Genomic DNA, 22,909 nt, shown 5'->3' with positions numbered 1-22,909 from the left:
GCGCTTACTCCACAAAACGGCCTTTGATGGCAAACAAACCTTGTGGACGTTTTTGAATAAACAAAATCACAAGAACCAGTAGAATAATTTTAGCAAGAACAGCCCCCATCCCAATTTCAAGGACTGTACCGCTGATCCCTAAACCAAGTGCCGCCAGCACAGCTCCCCAAACTTGTCCTACACCACCCACCACAACGACCAAGAAAGCATCGATAATATAGTTCTGACCCAAATCAGGCCCAACATTGCCCACTTGCGCTAAGGCACAGCCCGCTAGACCAGCCAGCCCAGAACCCAGCCCAAAGGCCAACATATCGATACGGCTAGAGCGAATACCAACAGCACGTGCCATTTGACGGTTTTGTGTCACGGCACGAACAAACAGACCAAAGCGAGTTTTATTAAGCAGGTAAACCAACAGCAGTAGCACCGCAACCGTAAACACAATAATGGCAATCCGGTTATACGGCAGCATTAAACTTGGACTCAGCGCTATCCCGCCCGATAACCAAGAAATATTCGAGACTTCAACATTTTGTGCGCCAAAAATCATCCGCACCAATTGCATCAAAATCAGACTGACCCCAAAAGTCGCCAACAGTGTTTCCAGCTGACGACCATAGAGTGGTCGAATTACCGTCCGTTCAATCAACATGCCAATCAACGCGCTCACCAAAAAGGCTGCGGGAATGGCAGCAATCAAATACCAATCGACATAGCTACCCAAGTAGGTCTTAAACAGGCTTTGCACCACATAGGTGGTATAGGCCCCAATCATAATCAACTCACCATGCGCCATATTAATCACACCCAGCAAGCCATAAGTGATGGCTAAACCGAGCGCTGCTAGCAGTAAAATGCTGGCTGTACTGAAACCTGAAAACACATGTCCAGCCCATTCACTGGCTTGAATGCGGGTTTTAATCTGACTTTTGGCATCCAGCAAAACAGCTTTGAGTTCGGGGTTCAAATTTGATTGAGTTAAAGCCTGCTCAACCAGTGCCAGCACCTCGGGACGGTTGGAATTGGTAAGGACTTTAGCAGCCTGAATTTGGACTAAAACATCTGGACTTTCAAAGTCGAGGCGCGCTTTGAGCTGTGCCAAGCGCTGTTTAACTTTATTATTTTGTTCATGCAGATAGAGCTGATTAATCTGCGCAACATTCAGTTCAGACAGATTATTTTCTAAAATATCAATGGCTGCTAAACGTTGGGCAGATTCTTCAGATTTTAATTTGGCCTGTGCCTGTCCAAAGTTTAAGGCTTTACGTAAGGTGTTGACCAAAGTTACCTGAGACAAATCCCCCGGCCAAGTTTCAATCACTTGCTCATCGGGATAACGCAATAATTTTTCATTATTTTTTAAAATATACGTCGTGCCTGCACTGTCCCGATACAGCTCATCACTGTCGATCAGTGCCACCAGTCGATCAAATTCTTCAATCGTCCCCGGCCATTGGTTAAGCATGGCACGGCGCTCAGCAAACTCAGCTTTGACAAAACGTTGAATCGTATCATTCGATGCTGATACGCTTTGGGCCTGAGCAGAAAGTTGCGCCTCTTCAGCCCAAATACTGCTACTCACGAGCTGTGCCATTGCGCACAGCAGTGCGGCACAAAAAAATTTAAGATTCATAATATGACTTCCTTAAGCTTGTTTAAAACACCCCACATCGGGATGTGCTTACTGAAAAGCCCACAGCAATCGCAGTAGGCTCAACGCTTAAGAAAATTATTTAGGAATGTACGGACTCCAAGGTTCCGCCTTAATCACAGTTGGTGTTTTATAGACCACATCAAACTGACCATCACCACGGATTTCACCAATCATCACTGGTTTTTGTAGATGATGATTTTCAGCATCCATTTTTAAGGTATAGCCTGAAGGTGCTTTGAACTCTTGACCAGCCATCGCAACACGAACTTTATCAACATCGGTACTGCCTGCTTTTTCAACCGCTTGCTTCCACATATTGATGCCCACATAAGTGGCTTCCATCGGGTCATTGGTTACGATTTTGTCAGCATTCGGCAGCTTATACTGCACCGCATACTGCTTCATTTTATTCACAAATTCAGTATTGGTCGGGTTTTTCACCGACATGAAATAATTCCAAGCAGCCAAATGTCCAACCAATGGTTTGGTATCAATACCACGGAGTTCTTCTTCCCCCACAGAGAAAGCCATGACTGGAATATCCGAAGCTTTAATGCCTTGGTTACCCAGCTCACGATAGAACGGTACGTTAGAATCGCCATTGATGGTTGAAATTACTGCGGTTTTCTTACCCGCAGCAAATTTCTTCACATTACCGACAATGGTTTGATAGTTACTATGACCGAAGGGGGTGTACTCTTCCATGATGTCCGCATCGGCCACACCTTTGGACTTCAAGAACGCACGTAAAATTTTATTGGTGGTGCGTGGGTAGACATAGTCCGTACCGAGTAGCACAAAGCGCTCTGCTTTACCGCCCTCTTCGCTCATCAAATATTCCACCGCAGGAATCGCCTGTTGGTTCGGTGCGGCGCCTGTATAGAAAATATTTTTCGACTGCTCCTGCCCTTCATACTGCACGGGATAGAACAATAAACCATTCAACTCTTCTACCACAGGTAACACTGACTTACGCGATACCGATGTCCATGAACCAAAAATCACCGCGACTTTATCTTGGGTAATGAGTTGACGTGCTTTTTCAGCAAATAAAGGCCAATCAGATGCTGGGTCGACCACTACAGGTTCTAATTTTTTACCCAGTACCCCACCATTGGCGTTAATTTCATTGATGGTCATCAAGGCCGTATCTTTGAGTGAGGTTTCAGAAATTGCCATGGTGCCTGACAGAGAGTGCAAAATTCCGACTTTGATGGTGTCACCACTGCTCACTGCTGCTGGCTCAGACGTTGCTGTTTCCACTTTCTCCGCAGGTTTTGAACAACCTGTCAAAGCAATAGTCCCCATCATTGCAGTTGCAAGGAATGTTTTCGTGAGTAATTTTTGTTGGAACATCTTGATTTTCTCCAAACTTGAAACTTAGGGTGCATTTTGCAATGCATGATTGTTATTCGCGCTATGAGTGCCAATTCAATTTCTATGCCAAGCGGGATTTCAGGATATACAAATCATTATCAAATTTTTAATTATTTTAATATTTATCAATAATTTATTAATTTTTAAATACACTGTATTTTAGATTGATTTGCGCCCAAATGGCTACTTTTCTGCATACAAACTTGTATACATCATGTGTTCCAAATCAATTCATTTCGCCTAATTCAATCGATTGACTGAAAAATTGTGCACAGATTAAGCGCAATCTTATTGCCCATCTGCGCAACAAAAAGCCCGCAATGTACGCAATGCTGTTCACTTAAGAGGAGCAGCATTTCGATCTACTGGATAACGGGTTTTTGACATCTTAACCGTTCGGGGTGTTGTTGCCCTCGAACGCCTTTCCAGAAACAGGCTACCTATCCCTGATCTCAGCTCCGATAGCCGCCTGCCAGTTCTTGATAATGGGTTGGCATTCGCCATCACGATCAGCTGAACGGCTATGTACTGGCATACAGGCTTGAAACGGATATCCGAAGGTGAACGCCCAAAGGCTACCGCTGCAAATGCCGCTTCTCGCCGGATAATATTGTAGGTCAGCAATAGACCCCACAGCTCTTGATAAACCAGCTCTACTGTCTTGCTGCGAAGCGTGATGGCATTATGCTGCATCGAGCTTTTGATATCCCGAAAACCTAATTCGATTTCCCAGCGTTCTTGATAGAGTCTAGCGATATCCTTTGCAGGATACTGATCGGCCGGCAGCGAGGTCAGAACCGTCTTTATTCGTCCCTTATCCACAGCATAACTGACTTGCCTGACTTCCCAGTATTCGGGGAGCATCGGGTTGTTCTTTCTTGCTTGGGGTGATACTTTCATCCGTACCCGCACGTCATCTTCTGCATACGTCTCGATCACCTCACTTTTCAGATTTTTGCGTTCCGGAATCAACCAGTGACGACCTTGACCCTGCATCGAGAGTGAAAGCAATAAGTCCGCACTCCAAAAACCCTTGTCAAACAAGGTGATCGAATGATCGGGAATCTGGCTGAGAAACTTCGACGCCAGAGGAATCTCCCCCCGGCGATAGGGACTGATCTGCGCATCGACTAATATATGCGAGCGCACATTCATCAGTGCGACGAGCCGTAGCATCGGAAATGGCGTCTGGCGCTGCGTGGAAGTATTCCCTGAGCCAAAATGCTCACGAAGATCATTTGTATCTTGGGTTCGCAAGAGTGCACCGTCGACAGCAAAGACCTGAAGCCCCTGCCATTGATCATCTGGGTAACGCTCATGTCCCCAGTGCTGACCTGTCTGGCGAAACAGCCACTCCACAGGATCTGCACCCAAACGCTTACGTGCTTCAGTTACCCCGCTGCGTGCCAACAGGTCAAGAGAGGCCAGTCCTTGAGCGCAAATATTTAGTCTTCTTGCCACTTCATGGACAGGCTCATCACGAAAAATCGCCATTCCGAGAACCAGCCAAAGAACCTGATCTGCGGGCAAGCGTCGCCTGCGGATAGTAGCCGAACTGCTCAATTTAAGTGCAGATTCAACCCACTCAATGGGGATATTATGAGTAAATGTATTCAGATCCGAGAAGTTAAACAGACTGTTGAGGTCGAGAAGATCCTGCTGAAACACCATAAAAAATCCAATGCCAAACCCGACATCGGATTCTCTAACAAACTCCGCCACGCTTCAATTGCTTAAGTGAACAGCATTGCGCAATGTACGGGCTTTTTATTTTTAGATTAAAAGTGTTCAAATAACACAATTTATGCATTTAATGCAGAATCATATGCCTAGGTTGATTTAGTGATGTGTAATCTTCAAACCAATAATGTGGATCATTACCTTTCGTATATTTAACATTTTGTTCTTTATAATTTCCTTTAAACTTTTCAGCAAGGGTAACGTGTATTGAGCCTTGTTCAGGATAATCACAATGTGCATCACTGATTCGATTACCTAGTGCTAACTCATTGTCTAAAATTTTTTTCATCTCAGAATTTAATAAATTGGCATAATACAAAATTCTTTTTTTCCATTCGACACGCCCTGCTAAGCTTAAGGCATGTAGTGTTTCATCATCCACATCAGCTTGACGCATTTCCTGTAATTCTTCTTCATTCATGCCCATATCATTTCGTATATTTTCCGCTAAATGTTTTTCTTGATATTCCATTATTATTCTCTTAAAGCCAATTTAGTTTTTAATCATCATAATAGATAAGCCCACTTTACGCAGGCTTATCAATATCTTAAACCACCAATTCGGCCAAGTTACCTTTCTGCTCTAACCATTCTTTACGGTCACTCGAACGTTTTTTGGCCAGCAACTTGTCCAACAAACCAGCAGTAAAATGACTGTCATCCAAATCTAATTGCACCAAACGGCGTGTGTTTGGATCCAGCGTAGTTTCACGCAGTTGGCTTGCGTTCATTTCACCCAAACCTTTAAATCGAGTAATTTGCGGGTTCTTGGTTTTGCATTTTTTCAACATGCTTTCAAGCTCGTCATCGTCCAAGGCATAGTGCACATCTTTTGCATCATCAATTCGATACAGCGGTGGCATCGCCACATACAGATGTCCTTCTTCAACCAAGATTGGAAAATGTTTCACAAACAAAGCACACAACAGCGTCGCAATGTGTAGACCATCCGAGTCAGCATCGGCCAAAATACAAATCTTGCCATAACGTAATTCGGATAAATCATCCGACCCCGGATCGACCCCGATCGCAATGGCAATGTTATGCACTTCTTGCGAAGCCAAGACTTCATCAGAAGAGACTTCCCACGTATTTAAGATTTTTCCACGAATAGGCATGATCGCTTGAAAGTTTTTATCACGCGCCTGCTTGGCTGAACCACCCGCAGAATCCCCTTCCACAATGAACAGTTCAGACTCTTCTAAGGTATGTCCAACACAGTCTGACAGTTTGCCGGGTAACGTCGGCCCTGCCACAATTTTCTTACGTTCAACTTTTTTCGCAGCTTTCAGACGACGACCCGCTTTTGAGATCGCCATTTCAGCCAACTGCATGGCAATATCGGAGTTTTGGTTCAACCACAGTGCAAAAGCATCTTTGGCAATGTTTTGAACAATGCCTGACGCTTCACGGCTGGATAAACGCTCTTTGGTTTGGCCTGAAAACTGTGGCTCTTGGAACTTCAACGACAAAATATAGTTCACACCATCCCAAACATCTTCAGCCGACAGCTTCATATTACGTGGCAGCAAATTACGCAGTTCACAAAACTCGCGCATCGCATCGGTCACACCTGAGCGTAGACCATTTACATGGGTTCCGCCCTGTGCCGTTGGAATCAAGTTCACATAACTTTCTTGAACCAATTCGCCGCCATCGACATTCCAACAAATGGCAAATTCAGCACTGGCACGCTCAGCATCTCCTGTTGCCACAAAGGCTGGATGAGGCAGAATCTCACGATCTTCAATTTCATCCATCAAATAATCGACGAGGCCATTTTCAAACTGCCAAACGATTTTTTCGTCATTGATTTGGTCAACGTAATTGATTTGCAAACCTGCCGCCAAAACGGCTTTGGCTTTTAAGTTGTGCTTCAGCGCTTTCAGAGCAAATTTCGGTGAATCAAAATATTTGGCTTCAGGCCAAAAGTGAACGGTGGTTCCTGTGGCACGCTTCGGAGCTTTGCCTTCTAACACCGTCAAGGGCGCAGTCGGTTCACCCTGCTCAAACGCCATTTGGTAGAGGTTGCCTTGACGCTGAACTTCTACTTCGACTCGGCTAGATAAGGCATTTACCACGGAAATGCCTACGCCATGCAAACCACCTGAGAACTGGTAGTTGTCGGTACTGAATTTACCACCAGCATGCAGTTTGGTTAAGATGATCTCGATCCCGCTTTGACCGTATTCAGGGTGAATATCGACAGGCATGCCACGACCATTGTCTTCGACTGAGAGCGAACCATCTTTATAAACGGTGACAGTAATTTTGTTGGCATGACCGGCCAGTGCCTCATCGACTGCATTATCAATAACCTCTTGCGCCAAATGGTTTGGGCGTGTGGTATCGGTATACATGCCGGGACGACGACGTACCGGATCTAAACCAGATAATACTTCAAGCGATTGAGCCGTATATTGAGACACGTTGTACTGTTTCCTTATTTTAAGCAGTCCGATAAAAACTGTAATGCCATCGGTATTTTGTCTGCGAAATCTTCCATCGCATGATTGCCTTGCGTTTCCGAGATCACGAGCGCTGCGCCATTATAATAGCGCTGTGCTTCACGATAATCCAAAACTTCATCGCCTTGTTGCAATAACACTAAAATTTTGTCTGCATCTTGCACAAATGGCAGCTCAATCTGCTCTAAATAGTCCAATTGCGCATCATCGAGCGTCCAATGTTCATTGACTCTATAGGGCAGTTGAGTCGCACCAAATAGATCTCTGAACAAATGCCATGGTTGCATAGCTGGATTGATCAGCACAGCCGGCACTGCCAACTTCGCGACCAGTTGTGTCGCATAAAACCCACCTAAACTACTGCCCACCAGCACCACCTGATCCAACTCCTGAATCAAGGCGGCCAATTTTTCTAAGGCCAAATGTGGCGGCATGTTCAAGTCTGGCAAATGCACATGCCACTGTGGACGAGATTCGCAATAGCGTTTCAGCAATTGACCTTTAATCGATAAAGAACTGCTTTGAAAGCCATGTAAATAAATAATATTCATGCTGTACATTTACTCTTCTACATCATTTTTATTGAACTCAAAAGAGATGGCATCAGCCGACTGTATTATTTTGTATGGATATAAAAATTGTCAGACAAAAAAATAAGGTCATCTGTGTATTCATCGCTATTGTAAAAGTTGTTCGAGATGAATTAGATAAGCTAGAGTGCTAAGAATTTATACCGTGATCGTTGAAAAAAATAAAGTCCCTTTGGACACAGAAACACAAGGGTAGAAAAAATGCCAAGTTTAACGCCTCTGCACGAGACCTATTGTAAATGGGATCGTACTCCTCCCAGCCAAGCCGACCTGCTTGAAGGGATTGCTCAGTTGGTGACAACCCGCTTAGGCGATGTCGTCCACGATTTAATTCAGGCCATTCAACGAGAAATTTTAATCAGTATATTTGGGATGAATGAAACCAGTTCCAAGAAGTTTCTGTCGACACGGTCAATTGAAAAAATTTACCAGTTTTCCTTCAATACCTTGCAAAACTACGGTAGCTATTTATTGGCGCCAAGTTTGCGTCATATCATTGAAAAATTTCCAAATTTGCATCGCAAACCCTTAACCCCAACCATGCATTATTTAGTTGGTGCAATCAACGGCGTTTTGGGCGACTATTTACTGAAATATCACAACCCTGTGGCGCTACCGATGGTGTTTTATGATCATTACGGTGCTATCCAGCAAGGCGAGTTGTCTGGTCGCGTGGTGATTATGGTCCACGGTCTATGCATGAACCATTTGTACTGGAGCACGGCGCGTTATGGCGGTATAGGGGAAAAACTGCTGGCGCAACGTGCACAAAATACCATGCTATATCTCAACTACAACACGGGTCGTCGTATTTCAGCCAATGGGCGTAGCTTTGCCAACTCACTACAAGATTTACTCAACCGCAACCCACGGATTAGCTCGATTGATCTGATTGGGCACAGTATGGGCGGACTGGTTTCGCGCAGTGCGCTGTTCTACGGCAAACAAAATATGCAAAGCTGGATTCATGTGGTGGAAAACATGGTCTGTATTGGTTCTCCCCATCATGGTGCGGCTTTAGAACGTTTTGGCTTTCATTTGCAGGACAAATTGGGACGTTTCCCTTTTGTCAAAATTATTGGGCATATCGTCAACATTCGCAGCAACGGTATTTTAGACTTACGTCATGGCAGTGTGCGGGACGATGACTGGGAACATAATGAAGCGCGTATTGGTCATGTTGATGACAACCGTAAACCTGCTCCATTGCCCTCCCATATCAATACCTTCTTGGTGGCAGGTACCATTGAGTTTGAACATCGCAAATATCGTGCGCTCAATGTGATTGGGGATTATTTGGTCTGTGTGAAAAGTGCCTTAGGCGAGCATATGAATCCACGCTTTCAACTGAAAGTCCCCGATTCACATAAAGCCATTTTCTATGGCTTAAACCATTTTGAGCTACACACCCATGCCAGTGTTGCCGAACAAATCGTCAATTGGTTCTATCCAAATCCAACTGAAACGGAATATGGTCAAGTGCATGAATACATGATCGGGCTAGATGACTTAGAAGGCATTGCACTCACCTAAACCACTGATACATCCAATAAAACAGCCAATATGACGTTGGCTTTTTTATCTTTATTATTTTTTCTTCGCATGGCTTGGATATTTACGCAACAGTTGCCACAGGCTAATCAACGCCAGTGCCACAAAAAACACCAAAGACCACACAGGTAAAGACTGACCTAAGAACGCCCAATCTACCAGTGCACATTCACCTGAACCTGTTAAGACTTGCTCAAACACAGCACGCAGTGGCAACGTGTCTAACCAATAATCCAAGCCTGGGCCACAGCTCGGCACTTGATCAGGCGGTAAGCTCTGTAACCAAACATGACGTGCTGCCACACCTGCCGACCATAAGATCGAGAGGCTGCCTAAAAATGCATAAAAGCGTTTAAAACCATTCGATGCTGGGTTATGCAAAAAGGCAATCAGCGAAATAATCCCCAGTCCAATCAGTCCCACACGTTGGAACACACAGAGTGGACATGGGTTTAACTGTAGGGGGCCATGCTCTAAATATAAGGCAAAGGCCATCCCAATGATACTGGCTAAAACCAAAACACCACTCACGAAGCGATAACTCCATTGCATGGTCAATCCTCTTAATTTTTTATCTAAATTGCGCAAGATACTGTTCAAAACTCAGTTGACTGTCTTGCTCTAATTGCTGTTGTTGTTGCAGTGATTGCGTAGCTAAATCGTCAAAATAAGCCCATGTCTCTGCACTCAACTGATGACGCTCATAACTCGATGCATGTTGTGCAGCCATTTGGCTACCAAAGCCCCATGTCCCACCCGCTTCCAGAGTATCTTCGATCATCTGCGCCGACAAAGTATCATCAACTTCAGCGACTCTCTGTTGCATGACTGTCATCGCTTTACTATACAGTGTGGTGTCATAGCACTGATCTAACAACACAACCAGTTCTTGCATAGCCTCTAAATGAAACTGACTCCATGCTTCAATTGGGAACGATTGCTCACCCACAGCAATTGCAGCATTCGGTGCGCGACCACGATTGACCACTTCCGCTTGGTTTTTCTCGATTTGATCTTGCTCTGCGGCCAATAAGTCTGGGCTATCTAGCAATAAGCAGTACAGCGCCAGCACTTCTAAGAAACCTGCGGTATCTTCATTGATCCCAATTGGGCTATACGGGTTCACATCCACCGCACGCAGTTCCACATAACCGACACCACGATTGCTCAGCGCTTGTGATGGAGTTTCACCTGCTTGTGGTACTTGCTTTGGCCGCACCAAACTGTAGTACTCATTTTCAATTTGCAGGACATGATCATTAATTTGAATCGGCTCTCCCTGCGCATCGTTGAGGCCTAAGCGACTAAACGGCGCATAAGCCGTTTTGACTGCTTTTTGTAGGCCTTCGAGATAACCGTCGATATTGTTGTAATGAATCCCGAGCTGCTTTTGTGCTGAGTTTTGATAACCAAAACGTCCCATTCGCAAAGCAGTTGCATAAGGTAAATACAAGGTCCCGCGCAGCAATGGCAACAGATGATGTTCACGCCCTGTCATAAAACACTGGCAGACCGATGGACTTGCCCCGACCAAAAACATCACCAACGGCGTAAGGCGAATAAAGTTGCGGATCAATCCAAAATAGCGGTGACTACGATAGTCTTGTGCAGATAAGGCTTTTAGTGCCTCATCTGTTTCGTGTTGTTGTAATTGTTCAAACAGTTGATCAGGAAAAGATAAGTTATAGTGTAAACCTGAAATGGTTTGCATACGGCGACCATAACGTACCCCTAAACCATGACGGTACAAGGTCTTGAACTTCCCGATATTTGAGCTGCCATATTGGGCTAAGCGGATTTTATCGTCATTGTCATCCAACATACATGGCATCGACAGCGGCCAGAGCTTTTCACCATGTTCCAGATGACGATGCGCCACGCTATGAATGTCTTTTAAATAGTGCAACGCCTCGGTAATGCTGGGCTGGGGCGGTGTAATAAATTCTAATAAAGCTTCCGAATAATCCGTCGTAATATGCGGATGGGTCAGTGCAGAACCCAAAGCTTGAGGGTGGTCGGCTTGTGATAAAAAACCATCACTTTGCATGCGCAAACTTTCACGCTCAATCCCACGTAACATCCCTTGCAAAAGTGATGAATTGACCCAAGTCGGTAACACAGCTGTAGATTTAGATGCGGGTTGACCCATTACAATCTCACTTTTTGGAAGAAACAATTACAACGACGAATAAAATAAAATCATCAGTTTATATCAGTATAACGTGATTTTAATTCGGCACATTACACCCAGTCCTATTTTCAAGTAAACCATCTGTTCTATTTTTTCGGAAAATATTTATCACAAAGTTACGCTATTAGACATATCAAAAGTGTGATTGTATTGAAGAATAAATGCTAAAGAATTGTAAACTTTATGAATTATCAAGAAATTTTAGATTTTTGGTTCGATCCCAAAAACCAAAGCTGGTGGTTTAGCCAAAATGATGCGTTCGATGCACTCATCGAAGAAAAATTTAAGACAATTCATCAACAAGCGGCGCATGCTGAGCTATGGTCTTGGCGCAGTAGTGCTGAGGGGCGTTTGGCTGAAATTATTGTGCTCGACCAACTGTCGAGAAACCTGTATCGCAACAGTTCTTTGGTCTTTGCTCAGGACGCTTTGGCCTTGGCTTTGGCACAAGAAGCCATCACGCTAAAACTGGATGCAGCACTGCCACCCACGTAGTTTTTTATATATGCCCTTTATGCATAGTGAATCGAAACTTATTCATCAATATGCTTTAAAATTATTCGAAGACTTAGGCAATCCGATTAACCTCGATTTTGAACAGCGTCACAAAGTGATTATCGATCGTTTTGGACGCTATCCGCATCGGAACCAAGTCCTTGGCCGCAACTCAAGCCAAGAAGAACTGGATTTTTTGACTCAGCCCAACAGCCATTTTTAACTGTTCGGCTTCTCCCTCTGTGCTAAGGAGTCTATCTCATGAAGAAAATTTTAATCGCCTGTGCACTGGCGACGGGTCTGAGTTTAGTAGGCTGTGCCTCTACCCCCTCAAAGCCCTTAACCTTCGACCAGTTAGGTCGGTTTAGTAATACGCCATTAAACACCTCGACTTATCGCATCAGCTTCCAAGCGCGCCCAAATATGAGCTATGGCACGGCTGAAGAAATTACCCTGGTCAAAGCCGCGCAAACCACAGTGCAAAATGGTTATCGCTTCTTTAAAGTGCTGAATGACCCAAGCAACCAAAACCAACCCCCAAGGCAGGCCGTGGTGTATTCAAACCCAATGCCTTACTACCCATATGGTTATTATTCTCGCCATCCAGCCTTTTGGCCTGATCCGTTCTACGATGTACCACGTGTAGTCGACATTGACCCCGTACAAGTGTCATACAGCATTCAATGCTTTAAAGACCAAAAATCTGCACCAAGCGATGCCTTTGATGCCACGCTGATTTTAAAATCGCTGGGTGGAAAATACGGTTTGAGCCCAACTGGTGAAGTGCTCCCACCGCCTGAACCTGGCAGCCCCGCGTCGACCAGTAAATAAAGCATAGAGCCTGCCTATGAATGAACCTCAAGCCGTCCCATCGAGTCTGAAACGCAGCAAACGTTTTGCCACCATTGCCCTAATCACGGCAGTGGTGACATGGCTGCTGCTGATGGTCGTGGCCAAGTTTGTCCCCACAGACAAGGTTTGGATCATTCATATTTTAATGTTATCCGCAGAAGCAGGTGTGGTCGGTGGCTTGGCTGACTGGTATGCCATTACTGTGCTGTTCCGTAATCCCTTTGGAAAAATGCCGATTCCAAAGTTTTTACGCGATCACACCGAAATTATTCCTCGTAACAAAGACCGTATTGCAGAGTCTATGGGCCGCTTTGTACAAGAGAACTTTCTTTCTCCACAAGTGGTGGAAAAAAGCCTGCAAAGCACCGACCTGTCTTTGGCCGTTGGCCAATGGCTTGCCAACCCACAAAACAATCTGCAAGTCACCCAAGTCATTCAACAAACTGTGCCTAAAGTCTTTGAGTTTGTGGGCCAAGAACAAATCGGACGCTTTATTCAAAGTAACAGCGTGCAGTGGGTGCGTAACACTCAGGTCAATCATTTGGCCAGTGAAATGCTGCGTGCAGTGCTGGAAAATGATTTCCATCAAGATGTATTACAACGCGGACTCGACTTGGCACATGACTGGATGACCCAACATCCTGAACAAAGTCGTGAGTTGACCCGAACCTTGTTCAAAGAACTCGGGGTTTGGAAACTGGCCAAAGGGGCCAGTTGGATTGGCATCGATGTGCAGCAAAGAACCATCGACTCACTCATTCAACGAGTCGAATCGATGTTGGCCGATCCTGAGCATCCATGGCGTCAAAAGATTGAAGCAATAGGACACGCGCTTATGCTCGAACTGGCAGACAGCGACAGTAGGGCCAGTCAGCGTTTAAACCAGACCAAAGACGCCCTGCTAGATAGCCCACAAGTGCTGAATTTTATTAGCGGTGCAGTGGTCATTTTATGTGATGCCATTAAACAAGACTTGCAAAAACCAGACTCTGGTATTGCTCACAACATCCGTGTATCCATTCAACAAATCGGGGAAAACATCATCTCCAATCAAGCCGTCAGAGACTTGCTTAATCAACGCCTCAGCGGCATTGCGGTCAATCTCAGTGACCAATACAGTGAAAAAGTCATTCGTTTTATCAGTGAACGTATTCACGAATGGGACTCCAGTGTGATGATTGACAAGATCGAAAATGAAGTCGGTGGCGACTTGCATATGATTCGGGTCAATGGCGTCGTAGTCGGTGCATTTATTGGCTTAGCACTGGGGATTATTCGCGCGGCAGTTGAACAGCTCTTATAAAAGCAATCCACAAAAATGCATGCTTCACCCCTGCCCTACATGCAAAATTTGCATAAGTAAAAGGGGATGAATATGCTATTTTGGGCTGATATTTAGACACTTTTAAGCATTCATGATTCAGTTGCCTTCATCTAAACTGCCTGCACAAGGCGTCACTATTTTCAGCACTATGACTGCCATGGCACAGCGCTTAAATGCACTAAATCTATCCCAAGGTTTTCCAGACTTCGAAGCTCCTGCTGAACTGCTGGATGCTTTAGCACAGGCCACTCAAAGTGGTTTCAATCAGTATGCTCCAGGCGATGGAGTCTGGTTATTACGCGAGCAACTGGCGCAGCAATTTGCACACCGCGATCAGATTCAGCTCGACCCGATGACTGAAATTACCATCACTCCGGGCGCAACCATTGGCCTTTTTGCCACCATTCAAGCCGTAGTCCATGCGGATGATGAAGTCATCATTTTTGACCCCAGTTATGACAGCTATGCGCCAAGTGTGGCTTTGGTTGGGGGCAAAGCCATTCATATTGCGCTCCACCCCCCACATTTTTCGGTCGATTGGGAGCAGGTCAAATCAGCCATCACTGCCAAAACCAAACTGATCATTATCAACACACCACATAACCCAAGTGGTGCCATTTGGAGTAAGCAAGATTGGTTGATGCTGATTGAACTGATTCGCGACACCAATATTTTAGTCCTGTCTGATGAAGTCTATGAACATCTAGTATTTGATGGTCAACGTCACTATTCGGCTTTGTCTTTTCCTGAACTGCGTGAGCGTAGTGTAGTGGTGGGGTCCTTTGGCAAAACCTTTCATGTGACGGGTTGGAAAACGGGCTACTGCGTTGCTACACCTGCGCTGATGCAACTGTTCCGTCAGGTCTATCAGTTTGCCAACTTCTGCGGAGTCACCCCGGTACAACTGGCGTTAGCCAATTATATGCAGCAACATCCTGAGCATATTCAAAACTTAGCGGGCTTTTATCAAGCAAAACGCGATCGTTTTATTGAGGGTTTAACCGGTTCACGCTTTCAATGGTTGCCTTCGCAAGGCACTTACTTTCAAAATGTCGACTACAGCCACATTCGTCCCGATTTAAACGATGTTGAATTTTGCCGCTTTCTGGCAGAGCAGCATGGCATTGTTGGCATTCCTGTTTCGGTGTTTTATCAGCAGGCACCAGAGGCTTTGCGCATGATTCGTTTTTGCTTTGCAAAGACCGATCAAACCTTGGCTCAGGCAGCTGAAATTTTGCAAAGCGTATAAATTTTTTCAGCTTTGCTTTTGCACAAGAACAGGCTTCGCTTACTGAAATACATCGGCTTTTTAACACTGAACTATGCTAGGGTAAGCCTTAGAAATGTAATAAAAATAACCTCAGGATGACCTATGTCAGCACACACCCCATTGGTGCAACAGCAAAAGCTATGGAAAGCCTTTTTTATTTTCCTGATGCCTTTGATTGCCACCAATATTCTGCAAAATCTGTCGGGTACGATTAATACCATCTTTGTCGGACAGATGATGGGTGTGCAGGCGATTGCAGCGGTTGCAGTGTTCTTCCCCATCCTATTTTGCTTAATGGCCTTCGTAATTGGACTATCAGCAGGTTCTACCGTCTTGGTTGGTCAAGCATGGGGCGCACAGAATATTGAAAAAGTCCGTGCGGTGGTCGGCTCCACTATTTTTATGACTCTCATTGGTGGCAGCTTTATTGCATTTTTAGGGGTGATTTTTGCGCGACCAATTTTATCGGCTTTGGGTATCGATGAAGATGTTATGCATCTCTCGCTACCTTATGTGCAATGGATGTTGGCAGGTAGTCCCCTACTGTTTGTATATATTATTTATACCTCAATTTTACGCGGTGTCGGAGACAGCACGACACCTCTGATTGCTTCTGGCATGACCATCTTGATTGGGCTTTGTGTCACGCCAGTTCTGATTGCGGGTTATTTTGGCTTTCCCAAACTGGGGATTGTTGCACCTGCCATTGCGACCATTTTAGGCTTTGTTTCTGTGCTGACCTTTTTGTATTTCTATTTGAACTATAAACAGCACCCACTCAGGCTTGATGCACAACTGCTACGTCATATTCGCTTTGACCGCCAGCTGAGTAAAATCATTCTCCGCTTAGGAGTTCCAACAGGCATTCAAATGATCACCACCTCCGTCGCGGGTCTTGTGATTGTGGGCCTAGTCAACCGCCACGGGGCCGATGCGACCGCAGCTTATGGTGCGGTCAATCAGGTCCTGAATTATATTCAATTCCCTGCTCTATCGATTGCCATTGCTGCATCGATTTTTGGTGCGCAAGCCATTGGCGCAGGCAAATCCGAGTTATTGGCCAAAGTCACACGTACCGCGCTCGGCATGAACATCATCATTACAGGTTCCTTGGTGGTCTTGGCTTATCTTTTCTCCAAATACCTCATGGCACTCTTTATCACTGACCATGCAGTAGTTGAGCTAGGGCAACAGCTGTTGTTCATTGTGCTGTGGTCCATTTTATTCTTTGGTGCCAGTGCCATTTTTGCCTCCATTATGCGGGCCAGCGGTACAGTCACCATGCCCATGATCATCAATATCATTGCGATTATTGCGATTGAAGTGCCCTGTGCCTACTTATTTAGTGAATGGTGGGGACTGCAAGGTATTTGGTATGCTTATGCACTGGCCTTTGTCAGCTTATGCATTATGCAGGGGCTTTATTATCAATTTATTTGGAAGAAAAAGACCATTGAAACGCTCATTTAAAGCTAAACAGATATTTGATAGAACACGTTTTTGATCATGACACTCATTAAAATTAAGCATAAAAGAACCCGCCAAAGCGGGTTTTTTACATCACGACATTAAGACTTTCTTTGGCTTAATTTGGTCGCAAAAGCCGTCACTTTTTGGTAGCCCGTTGGTAAGATACGCTGAATCAAATCTAACGTTTTCGCATCATTGCCGATCAATAAACGACGCTTGTCTTTTTGTACCGCCTCTAAAATCTGACGCGCTGCTTCTTCAGGTGGACAGCGTAATAATTTATTAAAGGTCTGCGCAGACTTCTCAGGGTTCATCCCGATGCTACGCAAGCTGTCATTCACTTTGGCTGCATTGGCAATATTGGTTCGAATCCCACCCGGATGCACGCACAATGCGCTCACGCCAGAGTTTTCCATATCTAACTCTTGGCGTAATGACTCGGTAAAGCCACGCACCGCAAATTTAGTAGCATTGTAAGCAGATTGAGTCGGTTGAGCCGTGAGACCAAATAAGCTGGAAATATTGATGATATGCCCATCTCCTGTTTTCTTAATATAAGGCAGAAACTCTTTGGTGCCATAGACCACACCCCAGAAATTAATCCCCACGATCCATTCCAGCTCTTCATAGGATGCACCTTCTACGGTTGAACCCAAAGCAACGCCAGCATTATTAAAAATCATATTCACAGAACCATGATTTTGTACGGTTTCTTCAGCCCACGCTTGCATCGCTAAACGGTCTGAGACGTCTAATCTTTTCGTGGTGACACGGACATTGCTGCCTTGTAGCAGTTCAACTGTTTTCGCCAAACCTTGCTCATTAACATCACTCAATGATACATGACAGCCTGCCTTGGCCAATAAAAGTGCCAATTGTTGGCCAATACCCGATCCTGCACCTGTAATTGCCGCGACTTTATTTTTAAAATTCTTCATGAGATTGTGGTTGTCCTTTATCTTTGTACATCGACTGTAGATGCTTTTTTTATAATTGACAATATCAATTGTCATAAATTTAATAGCCAAAAGTGTCAAGTCCATGAAAACCAGCTAGAGATTAAAGCCTACGCATAGGTAGAGTCGTGGTTTATTGCTAAACTATGCAAAACCTTGGCTTTAAAATAGGGCGATGAAATCTGATGACGGCATCTGAACCAGTACAAAAAAACAGCGATAACAATAAAACCAAAGAAAGACAATTCAAGGGCTTATCGCTTTCTGAACGTAAACAGCTGCGTCGTGAAAAACTGATTGAAGCAGGAATTGAAGCCTACGGCACTCACGGCTTTTTTGCCGTGACGGTGAAAGATATTTGTAATGAAGCCAAGCTCACTGAACGTTATTTTTATGAGTCATTTAAAAAAAGTGAGCAACTGTTTCAAACTATTTTTTTAAAGCTGATCGATGAGTTACAGCACAATGTCATGCAAGCCATCATGCAAGCTTCTTCAGATCCACACAAAATGATTGATGCTGGACTGCGTGCCCTGCTCACCACCTTAAAAGATAATCCCCGCATGGCGCGTATTATTTATATCGATGCAATGTTGGTCCAAGAATTACATAACCAAGCCACCATTCATGAAACCATGACCCGTTTTGACCGAATGATTCAGGCCTTTGTGATGCTGATGATGCCGCAAATTAATCGTTCCGAACGAGAAATTTCGCTGGTCGCCACAGGCCTCAATGGCTATGTTACGCAAATTGCGATCCGTTGGGTGGTCAGTGGGTTTAAACAATCCTTTGAAGAAGTTTTAACCTCCAGCCGTATTGTGTTTATTTCACTCCTAGAAACCTTTTCTGACCCGAATGCACGGGAAAAATTGGATGTCTAAGACTTTTCACTTGGATGAGATCGGCATTTTCGAATGCAATTTAGATTAAACTTCCATTAATTTTGAATCCCAATATGACGATTTTTTGTCACATTTTTTTGCAAATTTCATCAATCGTCTGTTTTTTGCAATGATACTGTCATAATTAATCTTTGTAATAAGCCTGTCATAAAATTAAAACGGCCTGCCGTTACCTACAATAGGATATTGCGTTGTGAAAGATGACTACATTTTAATCGTCGATGATGAACTTCCCATTCGAGAAATGATTCACACCTCGTTGGATATGGCAGGCTTTCAATGCTTACAAGCCGAAGATGCAAAACAAGCCCACCAAATGATTGTGGATCAGCGCCCTGCTTTGATCTTGCTCGACTGGATGATGCCTGGTGGCGTCAGTGGCGTAGACTTATGTCGCCGTCTCAAGCGCGATGAAAATCTCTCTGAAATTCCAGTGATTATGCTCACGGCACGTGGTGAAGAAGACCATAAAGTACAAGGTCTGGACGCTGGTGCAGATGACTACATGACCAAACCGTTTTCGACCCGTGAATTGGTTTCACGCATTAAAGCCGTTTTACGCCGCGCTAATGCGCTCAGCGGTGAAAAATCGATTGATGCCAATGGCTTAATCTTAGACCCTGTCAGCCAACGGGTCAGCTTTGGCAATAATTTCCTCGACATGGGACCAACCGAGTATCGTTTACTGGCCTTCTTCATGACTCATCCTGAGCGTGCCTACACCCGTGCACAACTTCTTGACCAAGTCTGGGGTGGAAACGTGTATATTGAAGACCGTACCATCGACGTGCATATTCGCCGTTTACGTAAAGTGCTTGAGCCTTATGCGGCAGATCGCTTTGTGCAAACAGTTCGCGGTACAGGCTATCGATTCTCTACACGTGCGGATATCGCCCTAGGTTAATTTTGTTTTATGTATGAACCCTACCCGGTCCCTGAACTTGCGCGCGAGCATAAAAAAACGCGATACAGCAGTTTATGGGGCTTTGCCAAACAGGACTTACGTCTCCTTGCCTTTTTCTTGCTGATTGCAAGCTTGATTGGTTTTGGCGTTGGTTATTTTTGGACGTGTATCTCCTTTGCCTTTGCCGTTTTTTTCATTCTGCAAATGCGCTCTTTGTATTTGGTCAATGACTGGATTTCCAATCGTCCCTACGAAGTTCCACCCAACCTTGGGGGCATTTGGGGGGCATTATTGTTCAATGTTTATCGTGCACAGCGCCAAGAACGGATTGTACAAGCGGAAATGGTCGGGTTGATTGATCGGGCACAGTCATCATTGGTCGCTTTGCAAGAAGCCGTGGTGCTGATCGATGACATGCAACAAATTGAATGGTGGAACCCTGCCGCAGAACGGTTATTAGGCATCGAACAAAATGACCGTGGCCGTAATATTTTGACTTTATTACGCCAACCGAGTTTTGTGGATTATTACAATAATATTGATGCGGCACCAGATGGCTTAAAAATGAAGTCATCCAGTTTTGATGAACATTATGTTCAAGTCAAAATGACCCGATTTGGGGGTGAAAGTCGCTTACTAGTCGCCTATGACGTGACCCGCATGCACAATCTCGAACAAATGCGTAAAGACTTTGTCGATAACATTTCACATGAACTACGCACACCGCTCACAGTACTCAGTGGTTATATTGAAACCTTTACAGACCAAGAAGACCTCAACCCACGTTGGAAGCGGGCCTTTGACCAAATGCAGGCACAGGCCAAACGCATGAATGCCTTGGTGAATGATTTGCTATTACTGTCACGCCTAGAAAATGACAAGCAAATTGCTAAAAATCAAATCATTGATATGCCTAGCTTAATGAACCAACTTTATGACGATGCGCATGCCTATAATATTGATTATGGGCATACGCTCAATCTCGATATCGACAGTCATTGCGACTTAATCGGTTCAGATATGGAGTTGGCCAGCGCTTTTAGTAATCTGATTACCAATGCCATCAAATACACACCGAAAGGCGGAACGGTGACCATGGGTTGGCATGACAATGGTGAGCAGGCTTATTTTACCGTGGAAGATACTGGTATCGGCATTGATCCTAAGCACTTGCCGCGTTTAACCGAACGCTTCTACCGTGTCGACAGCGCACGCAGTCGACAAACGGGTGGCACAGGCTTAGGACTCGCAATTGTGAAACACGTATTAATGCAGCACCAAGCACATTTAGAAATTGAATCCAAAGAAAATCAAGGCTCTATTTTTAAAGTGATTTTTCCCAAAGAACGCACCTACAATCCTGAATAAACCTTTCTTCAGAAACATAAAAAAGCACCGATATCGGTGCTTTTTTTGTCTCTCAACGTCCCTTTAACAAGGACGGTGACCGAGAGCTGAACGATTAAACCGTATGTCCCATCGCTTTACCCATCACCACAGTCGAGTTGGCTTTAAAGGCTGCATCCCACGTCATTTTGTCTTTTTCAAACAGTACCACAGCGGTTGAACCTAGGTAGAAACGACCCAGTTCAGCGCCTTTGTCCAAGAATAAATTATGCTGATTTAATTCTAAACGGCCAGTAGGCTTCACTTTTCCTGTTGCAACAGTTTCAATCCCCGCCACAATCATGGCGCCAACGAGAACTACGGCCATACGGCCGATTTCTGTATCAAATAAACAGACCATACGTTCATTTCGGGCAAACAAGCCTGGAATGTTTTCAGCAGTGGTTTGATTGACCGAGAACAATTCACCCGGCACATATAAGGTTTCCGTCAATGTGCCTGCAAATGGCATATGCACACGGTGATAATCTTTAGGCGATAAATACACCGTTGCAAACTGACCATTTTTAAATGGTTCAGCCAACTGCGGATCTGCAATTAAATTATCAACGGTGAATTTTTGTCCTTTGGCTTGGAAAATATCACCTTCCACAATGGGACCCAACTGTGAAATCGCACCATCCGCAGGCGATACAATACTGGTCGCATCGGTATCAATATCACGTACACCCTCTTTTAATGCACGGGTAAAGAACTCATTAAAGGACTTGAATTTCAGTGCATTACTCTGCTCAGCAATCGACATATCAATGCCGTACTGCGCTTTAAACGCAGTGATGACCGCATTTTTCACAATCGGATTTTCGCTGGCTGCGACTCTGCCCACGACACGTGATAACTGATGTTGGGGTACAACACGTTGAGCTTGAATGAAAATTTGTTTTTTTAAGCGTGATGTGAGGCTCAAGACGGCATCTCTCCGGTAATGATAGGACTGTCGAGGCGGTTGCCCCATTCACTCCACGCACCGTCATACGCCTGAATATTCCAACCCAATAAACGACCTAAAATATAAGCCAGTCCTGAACGGTGATGTGACTGACAGTACACCACCACAGGTTCATTTAAGTTAAAACCCAATTGTTCTAAGCGTTGCTGCGTGCGTTCTAAAGGGTGCAATCTTAAATGATTTTCACGGTTAAGGGCAGTACTCCATTCAAAATGTAGTGCATTTGGAATGTGACCGCCGCGTCGCGCTGCAAGACGCAGGCCGGTATATTCGTCTTCTGTGCGGCAGTCCCAGAGTTGGACTTGGCTACTTTGAACTTTCTCTAATAACTCAGCATATTCAATTCGATACTGCTGTATTTTGGCTTGATCGACCTGCACCAAAGCACGGACAGGTTTAAACTGCTCCACTTCAGAAGTGGTTGGAAGTCCTGCTGCAAGCCATGCATGAATTCCCCCGTTCAGCAGGCTGGTATTTTCAAAACCTAAGCAGTGTAAATTCCAAATCAAACGCCCCGCCCAAGCACCACCTTCATCATCATAGACCACGACATGATGCTCGGGTGAAATATTCAAATAACGAATCAGCTCTTGTAAACCGTCTACATCGGGAAGTAGGCCGGTGGCTTGTTCATCTTGGCGCACCAAAAATTTCGGCTTTAAATGCAAAGCATGTGGAATATGCAATTGGTCATAGACTGAAGCACGGCTTAAATCGACGATGCGTAATTTGTCATTCCCTAAATGCGGAACCAACTGCTCTGCGTCTATCAACAAGCCAAAATCAAAGGCAGAATGTGTCAT

19 protein-coding genes and 1 pseudogene are annotated in these 22,909 nt (G+C 44.8%); 9 read left to right on the top strand and 11 right to left on the bottom strand.

Annotated elements, in window-relative coordinates:
* Window positions 1–4 precede the first annotated feature (4 nt).
* The 6 genes from urtB to AC4MDD_RS00545 form a co-directional block, all read right to left on the bottom strand.
* Window positions 5–1,636 (bottom strand): urea ABC transporter permease subunit UrtB, encoded by a 1,632-nt coding sequence (gene urtB / locus AC4MDD_RS00570; RefSeq protein ID WP_491882172.1) that lies wholly within the window; start codon window positions 1,634–1,636, stop codon window positions 5–7.
* A gap of 96 nt (window positions 1,637–1,732) precedes the next feature.
* The gene (urtA, locus tag AC4MDD_RS00565) at window positions 1,733–3,013 is read right to left on the bottom strand and encodes an urea ABC transporter substrate-binding protein (protein WP_491882171.1); all 1,281 of its coding nucleotides are present in this window, start codon (window positions 3,011–3,013) and stop codon (window positions 1,733–1,735) included.
* Window positions 3,014–3,370: 357 nt separating this feature from the next.
* Window positions 3,371–4,705, bottom strand: a complete 1,335-nt coding sequence (locus AC4MDD_RS00560) for an IS4 family transposase (RefSeq protein ID WP_201953753.1) — start codon at window positions 4,703–4,705, stop codon at window positions 3,371–3,373.
* 139 nt (window positions 4,706–4,844) lie between these two features.
* Window positions 4,845–5,246 (bottom strand): hypothetical protein, encoded by a 402-nt coding sequence (locus AC4MDD_RS00555; protein WP_491882170.1) that lies wholly within the window; start codon window positions 5,244–5,246, stop codon window positions 4,845–4,847.
* Window positions 5,247–5,322: 76 nt separating this feature from the next.
* The gene (gene parE / locus AC4MDD_RS00550) at window positions 5,323–7,203 is read right to left on the bottom strand and encodes a DNA topoisomerase IV subunit B (RefSeq protein WP_130235480.1); all 1,881 of its coding nucleotides are present in this window, start codon (window positions 7,201–7,203) and stop codon (window positions 5,323–5,325) included.
* A gap of 14 nt (window positions 7,204–7,217) precedes the next feature.
* Complete coding sequence (locus tag AC4MDD_RS00545; RefSeq protein WP_078388343.1) at window positions 7,218–7,793, bottom strand: YqiA/YcfP family alpha/beta fold hydrolase; 576 nt, start codon at window positions 7,791–7,793, stop codon at window positions 7,218–7,220.
* Between the two features lie 240 nt (window positions 7,794–8,033).
* On the opposite strand from AC4MDD_RS00545, the gene AC4MDD_RS00540 reads away from it, so the two are divergent.
* Entirely contained in the window at window positions 8,034–9,365 is a 1,332-nt protein-coding gene (locus tag AC4MDD_RS00540) for a PGAP1-like alpha/beta domain-containing protein (protein ID WP_491882169.1), read from the top strand.
* 54 nt (window positions 9,366–9,419) lie between these two features.
* Here AC4MDD_RS00540 and AC4MDD_RS00535 read toward each other — a convergent pair whose 3' ends face one another.
* Both AC4MDD_RS00535 and gshA read right to left on the bottom strand, forming a co-directional pair.
* Entirely contained in the window at window positions 9,420–9,935 is a 516-nt protein-coding gene (locus AC4MDD_RS00535) for a disulfide bond formation protein B (RefSeq protein ID WP_151835587.1), read from the bottom strand.
* A 19-nt stretch (window positions 9,936–9,954) separates the two neighbouring features.
* Window positions 9,955–11,532 carry a glutamate--cysteine ligase gene (gene gshA, locus AC4MDD_RS00530; RefSeq protein ID WP_491882168.1) on the bottom strand — a complete coding sequence of 526 codons (1,578 nt, stop codon included), beginning with the start codon at window positions 11,530–11,532 and terminating at the stop codon, window positions 9,955–9,957.
* 225 nt (window positions 11,533–11,757) lie between these two features.
* Here gshA and AC4MDD_RS00525 point away from each other — a divergent pair.
* The 5 genes and pseudogenes from AC4MDD_RS00525 to AC4MDD_RS00505 all read left to right on the top strand — a co-directional run bounded on the left by AC4MDD_RS00525 (window position 11,758) and on the right by AC4MDD_RS00505 (window position 16,985).
* Window positions 11,758–12,292 (top strand): annotated as a pseudogene (locus AC4MDD_RS00525) (DUF924 family protein).
* Between the two features lie 38 nt (window positions 12,293–12,330).
* Window positions 12,331–12,900: a CC0125/CC1285 family lipoprotein gene (locus tag AC4MDD_RS00520; RefSeq protein WP_279691142.1), complete on the top strand. Its 570-nt coding sequence runs from the start codon at window positions 12,331–12,333 to the stop codon at window positions 12,898–12,900.
* Window positions 12,901–12,916: 16 nt separating this feature from the next.
* Window positions 12,917–14,224, top strand: coding sequence for a DUF445 domain-containing protein (locus tag AC4MDD_RS00515; RefSeq protein ID WP_395474985.1), 1,308 nt, complete (start codon window positions 12,917–12,919; stop codon window positions 14,222–14,224).
* Window positions 14,225–14,336: 112 nt separating this feature from the next.
* Complete coding sequence (locus AC4MDD_RS00510; protein ID WP_491882167.1) at window positions 14,337–15,494, top strand: methionine aminotransferase; 1,158 nt, start codon at window positions 14,337–14,339, stop codon at window positions 15,492–15,494.
* Window positions 15,495–15,617: 123 nt separating this feature from the next.
* On the top strand, window positions 15,618–16,985 hold the full coding sequence (locus AC4MDD_RS00505) for an MATE family efflux transporter (protein WP_058951501.1): 1,368 nt from the start codon (window positions 15,618–15,620) through the stop codon (window positions 16,983–16,985).
* A gap of 98 nt (window positions 16,986–17,083) precedes the next feature.
* Here the strand turns inward: AC4MDD_RS00505 and AC4MDD_RS00500 are convergent, their stop codons facing one another.
* Window positions 17,084–17,923: an SDR family NAD(P)-dependent oxidoreductase gene (locus AC4MDD_RS00500; RefSeq protein ID WP_287167632.1), complete on the bottom strand. Its 840-nt coding sequence runs from the start codon at window positions 17,921–17,923 to the stop codon at window positions 17,084–17,086.
* Window positions 17,924–18,126: 203 nt separating this feature from the next.
* On the opposite strand from AC4MDD_RS00500, the gene AC4MDD_RS00495 reads away from it, so the two are divergent.
* From AC4MDD_RS00495 to phoR, 3 genes are all read left to right on the top strand, one after another.
* Window positions 18,127–18,825 carry a TetR/AcrR family transcriptional regulator gene (locus tag AC4MDD_RS00495; protein WP_058951499.1) on the top strand — a complete coding sequence of 233 codons (699 nt, stop codon included), beginning with the start codon at window positions 18,127–18,129 and terminating at the stop codon, window positions 18,823–18,825.
* 214 nt (window positions 18,826–19,039) lie between these two features.
* Window positions 19,040–19,750: a phosphate regulon transcriptional regulator PhoB gene (gene phoB, locus AC4MDD_RS00490; RefSeq protein WP_004691794.1), complete on the top strand. Its 711-nt coding sequence runs from the start codon at window positions 19,040–19,042 to the stop codon at window positions 19,748–19,750.
* 9 nt (window positions 19,751–19,759) lie between these two features.
* Window positions 19,760–21,118: a phosphate regulon sensor histidine kinase PhoR gene (gene phoR / locus AC4MDD_RS00485; RefSeq protein ID WP_004691795.1), complete on the top strand. Its 1,359-nt coding sequence runs from the start codon at window positions 19,760–19,762 to the stop codon at window positions 21,116–21,118.
* 94 nt (window positions 21,119–21,212) lie between these two features.
* Here phoR and asd read toward each other — a convergent pair whose 3' ends face one another.
* Window positions 21,213–22,064 carry an archaetidylserine decarboxylase gene (gene asd, locus AC4MDD_RS00480; protein ID WP_279677360.1) on the bottom strand — a complete coding sequence of 284 codons (852 nt, stop codon included), beginning with the start codon at window positions 22,062–22,064 and terminating at the stop codon, window positions 21,213–21,215.
* A complete protein-coding gene (locus AC4MDD_RS00475; RefSeq protein ID WP_491882166.1) occupies window positions 22,061–22,909 on the bottom strand; it encodes a sulfurtransferase in 849 nt (282 codons plus the stop codon). The genes asd and AC4MDD_RS00475 overlap by 4 nt, the downstream gene beginning before the upstream one ends.

Source organism: Acinetobacter sp. CAU_H_29a_1 (genome assembly GCF_058599505.1).
This window is presented reverse-complemented; position numbering and strand designations above follow the sequence as displayed.

What these genes read in the sequence shown, in the direction of transcription:
- AC4MDD_RS00510 (WP_491882167.1), top strand. Translation starts at nt 14,337, where the DNA reads ATGATTCAGTTGCCTTCATCTAAACTGCCTGCACAAGGCGTCACTATT.
- urtB (WP_491882172.1), bottom strand. Translation starts at nt 1,636, where the DNA reads ATGAATCTTAAATTTTTTTGTGCCGCACTGCTGTGCGCAATGGCACAG.
- AC4MDD_RS00520 (WP_279691142.1), top strand. Translation starts at nt 12,331, where the DNA reads ATGAAGAAAATTTTAATCGCCTGTGCACTGGCGACGGGTCTGAGTTTA.
- AC4MDD_RS00475 (WP_491882166.1), bottom strand. Translation starts at nt 22,909, where the DNA reads ATGACACATTCTGCCTTTGATTTTGGCTTGTTGATAGACGCAGAGCAG.
- AC4MDD_RS00495 (WP_058951499.1), top strand. Translation starts at nt 18,127, where the DNA reads ATGACGGCATCTGAACCAGTACAAAAAAACAGCGATAACAATAAAACC.
- AC4MDD_RS00500 (WP_287167632.1), bottom strand. Translation starts at nt 17,923, where the DNA reads ATGAAGAATTTTAAAAATAAAGTCGCGGCAATTACAGGTGCAGGATCG.
- AC4MDD_RS00555 (WP_491882170.1), bottom strand. Translation starts at nt 5,246, where the DNA reads ATGGAATATCAAGAAAAACATTTAGCGGAAAATATACGAAATGATATG.
- AC4MDD_RS00545 (WP_078388343.1), bottom strand. Translation starts at nt 7,793, where the DNA reads ATGAATATTATTTATTTACATGGCTTTCAAAGCAGTTCTTTATCGATT.
- AC4MDD_RS00540 (WP_491882169.1), top strand. Translation starts at nt 8,034, where the DNA reads ATGCCAAGTTTAACGCCTCTGCACGAGACCTATTGTAAATGGGATCGT.
- urtA (WP_491882171.1), bottom strand. Translation starts at nt 3,013, where the DNA reads ATGTTCCAACAAAAATTACTCACGAAAACATTCCTTGCAACTGCAATG.
- gshA (WP_491882168.1), bottom strand. Translation starts at nt 11,532, where the DNA reads ATGGGTCAACCCGCATCTAAATCTACAGCTGTGTTACCGACTTGGGTC.
- phoR (WP_004691795.1), top strand. Translation starts at nt 19,760, where the DNA reads ATGTATGAACCCTACCCGGTCCCTGAACTTGCGCGCGAGCATAAAAAA.
- AC4MDD_RS00515 (WP_395474985.1), top strand. Translation starts at nt 12,917, where the DNA reads ATGAATGAACCTCAAGCCGTCCCATCGAGTCTGAAACGCAGCAAACGT.
- AC4MDD_RS00560 (WP_201953753.1), bottom strand. Translation starts at nt 4,705, where the DNA reads ATGGTGTTTCAGCAGGATCTTCTCGACCTCAACAGTCTGTTTAACTTC.
- AC4MDD_RS00505 (WP_058951501.1), top strand. Translation starts at nt 15,618, where the DNA reads ATGTCAGCACACACCCCATTGGTGCAACAGCAAAAGCTATGGAAAGCC.
- AC4MDD_RS00535 (WP_151835587.1), bottom strand. Translation starts at nt 9,935, where the DNA reads ATGCAATGGAGTTATCGCTTCGTGAGTGGTGTTTTGGTTTTAGCCAGT.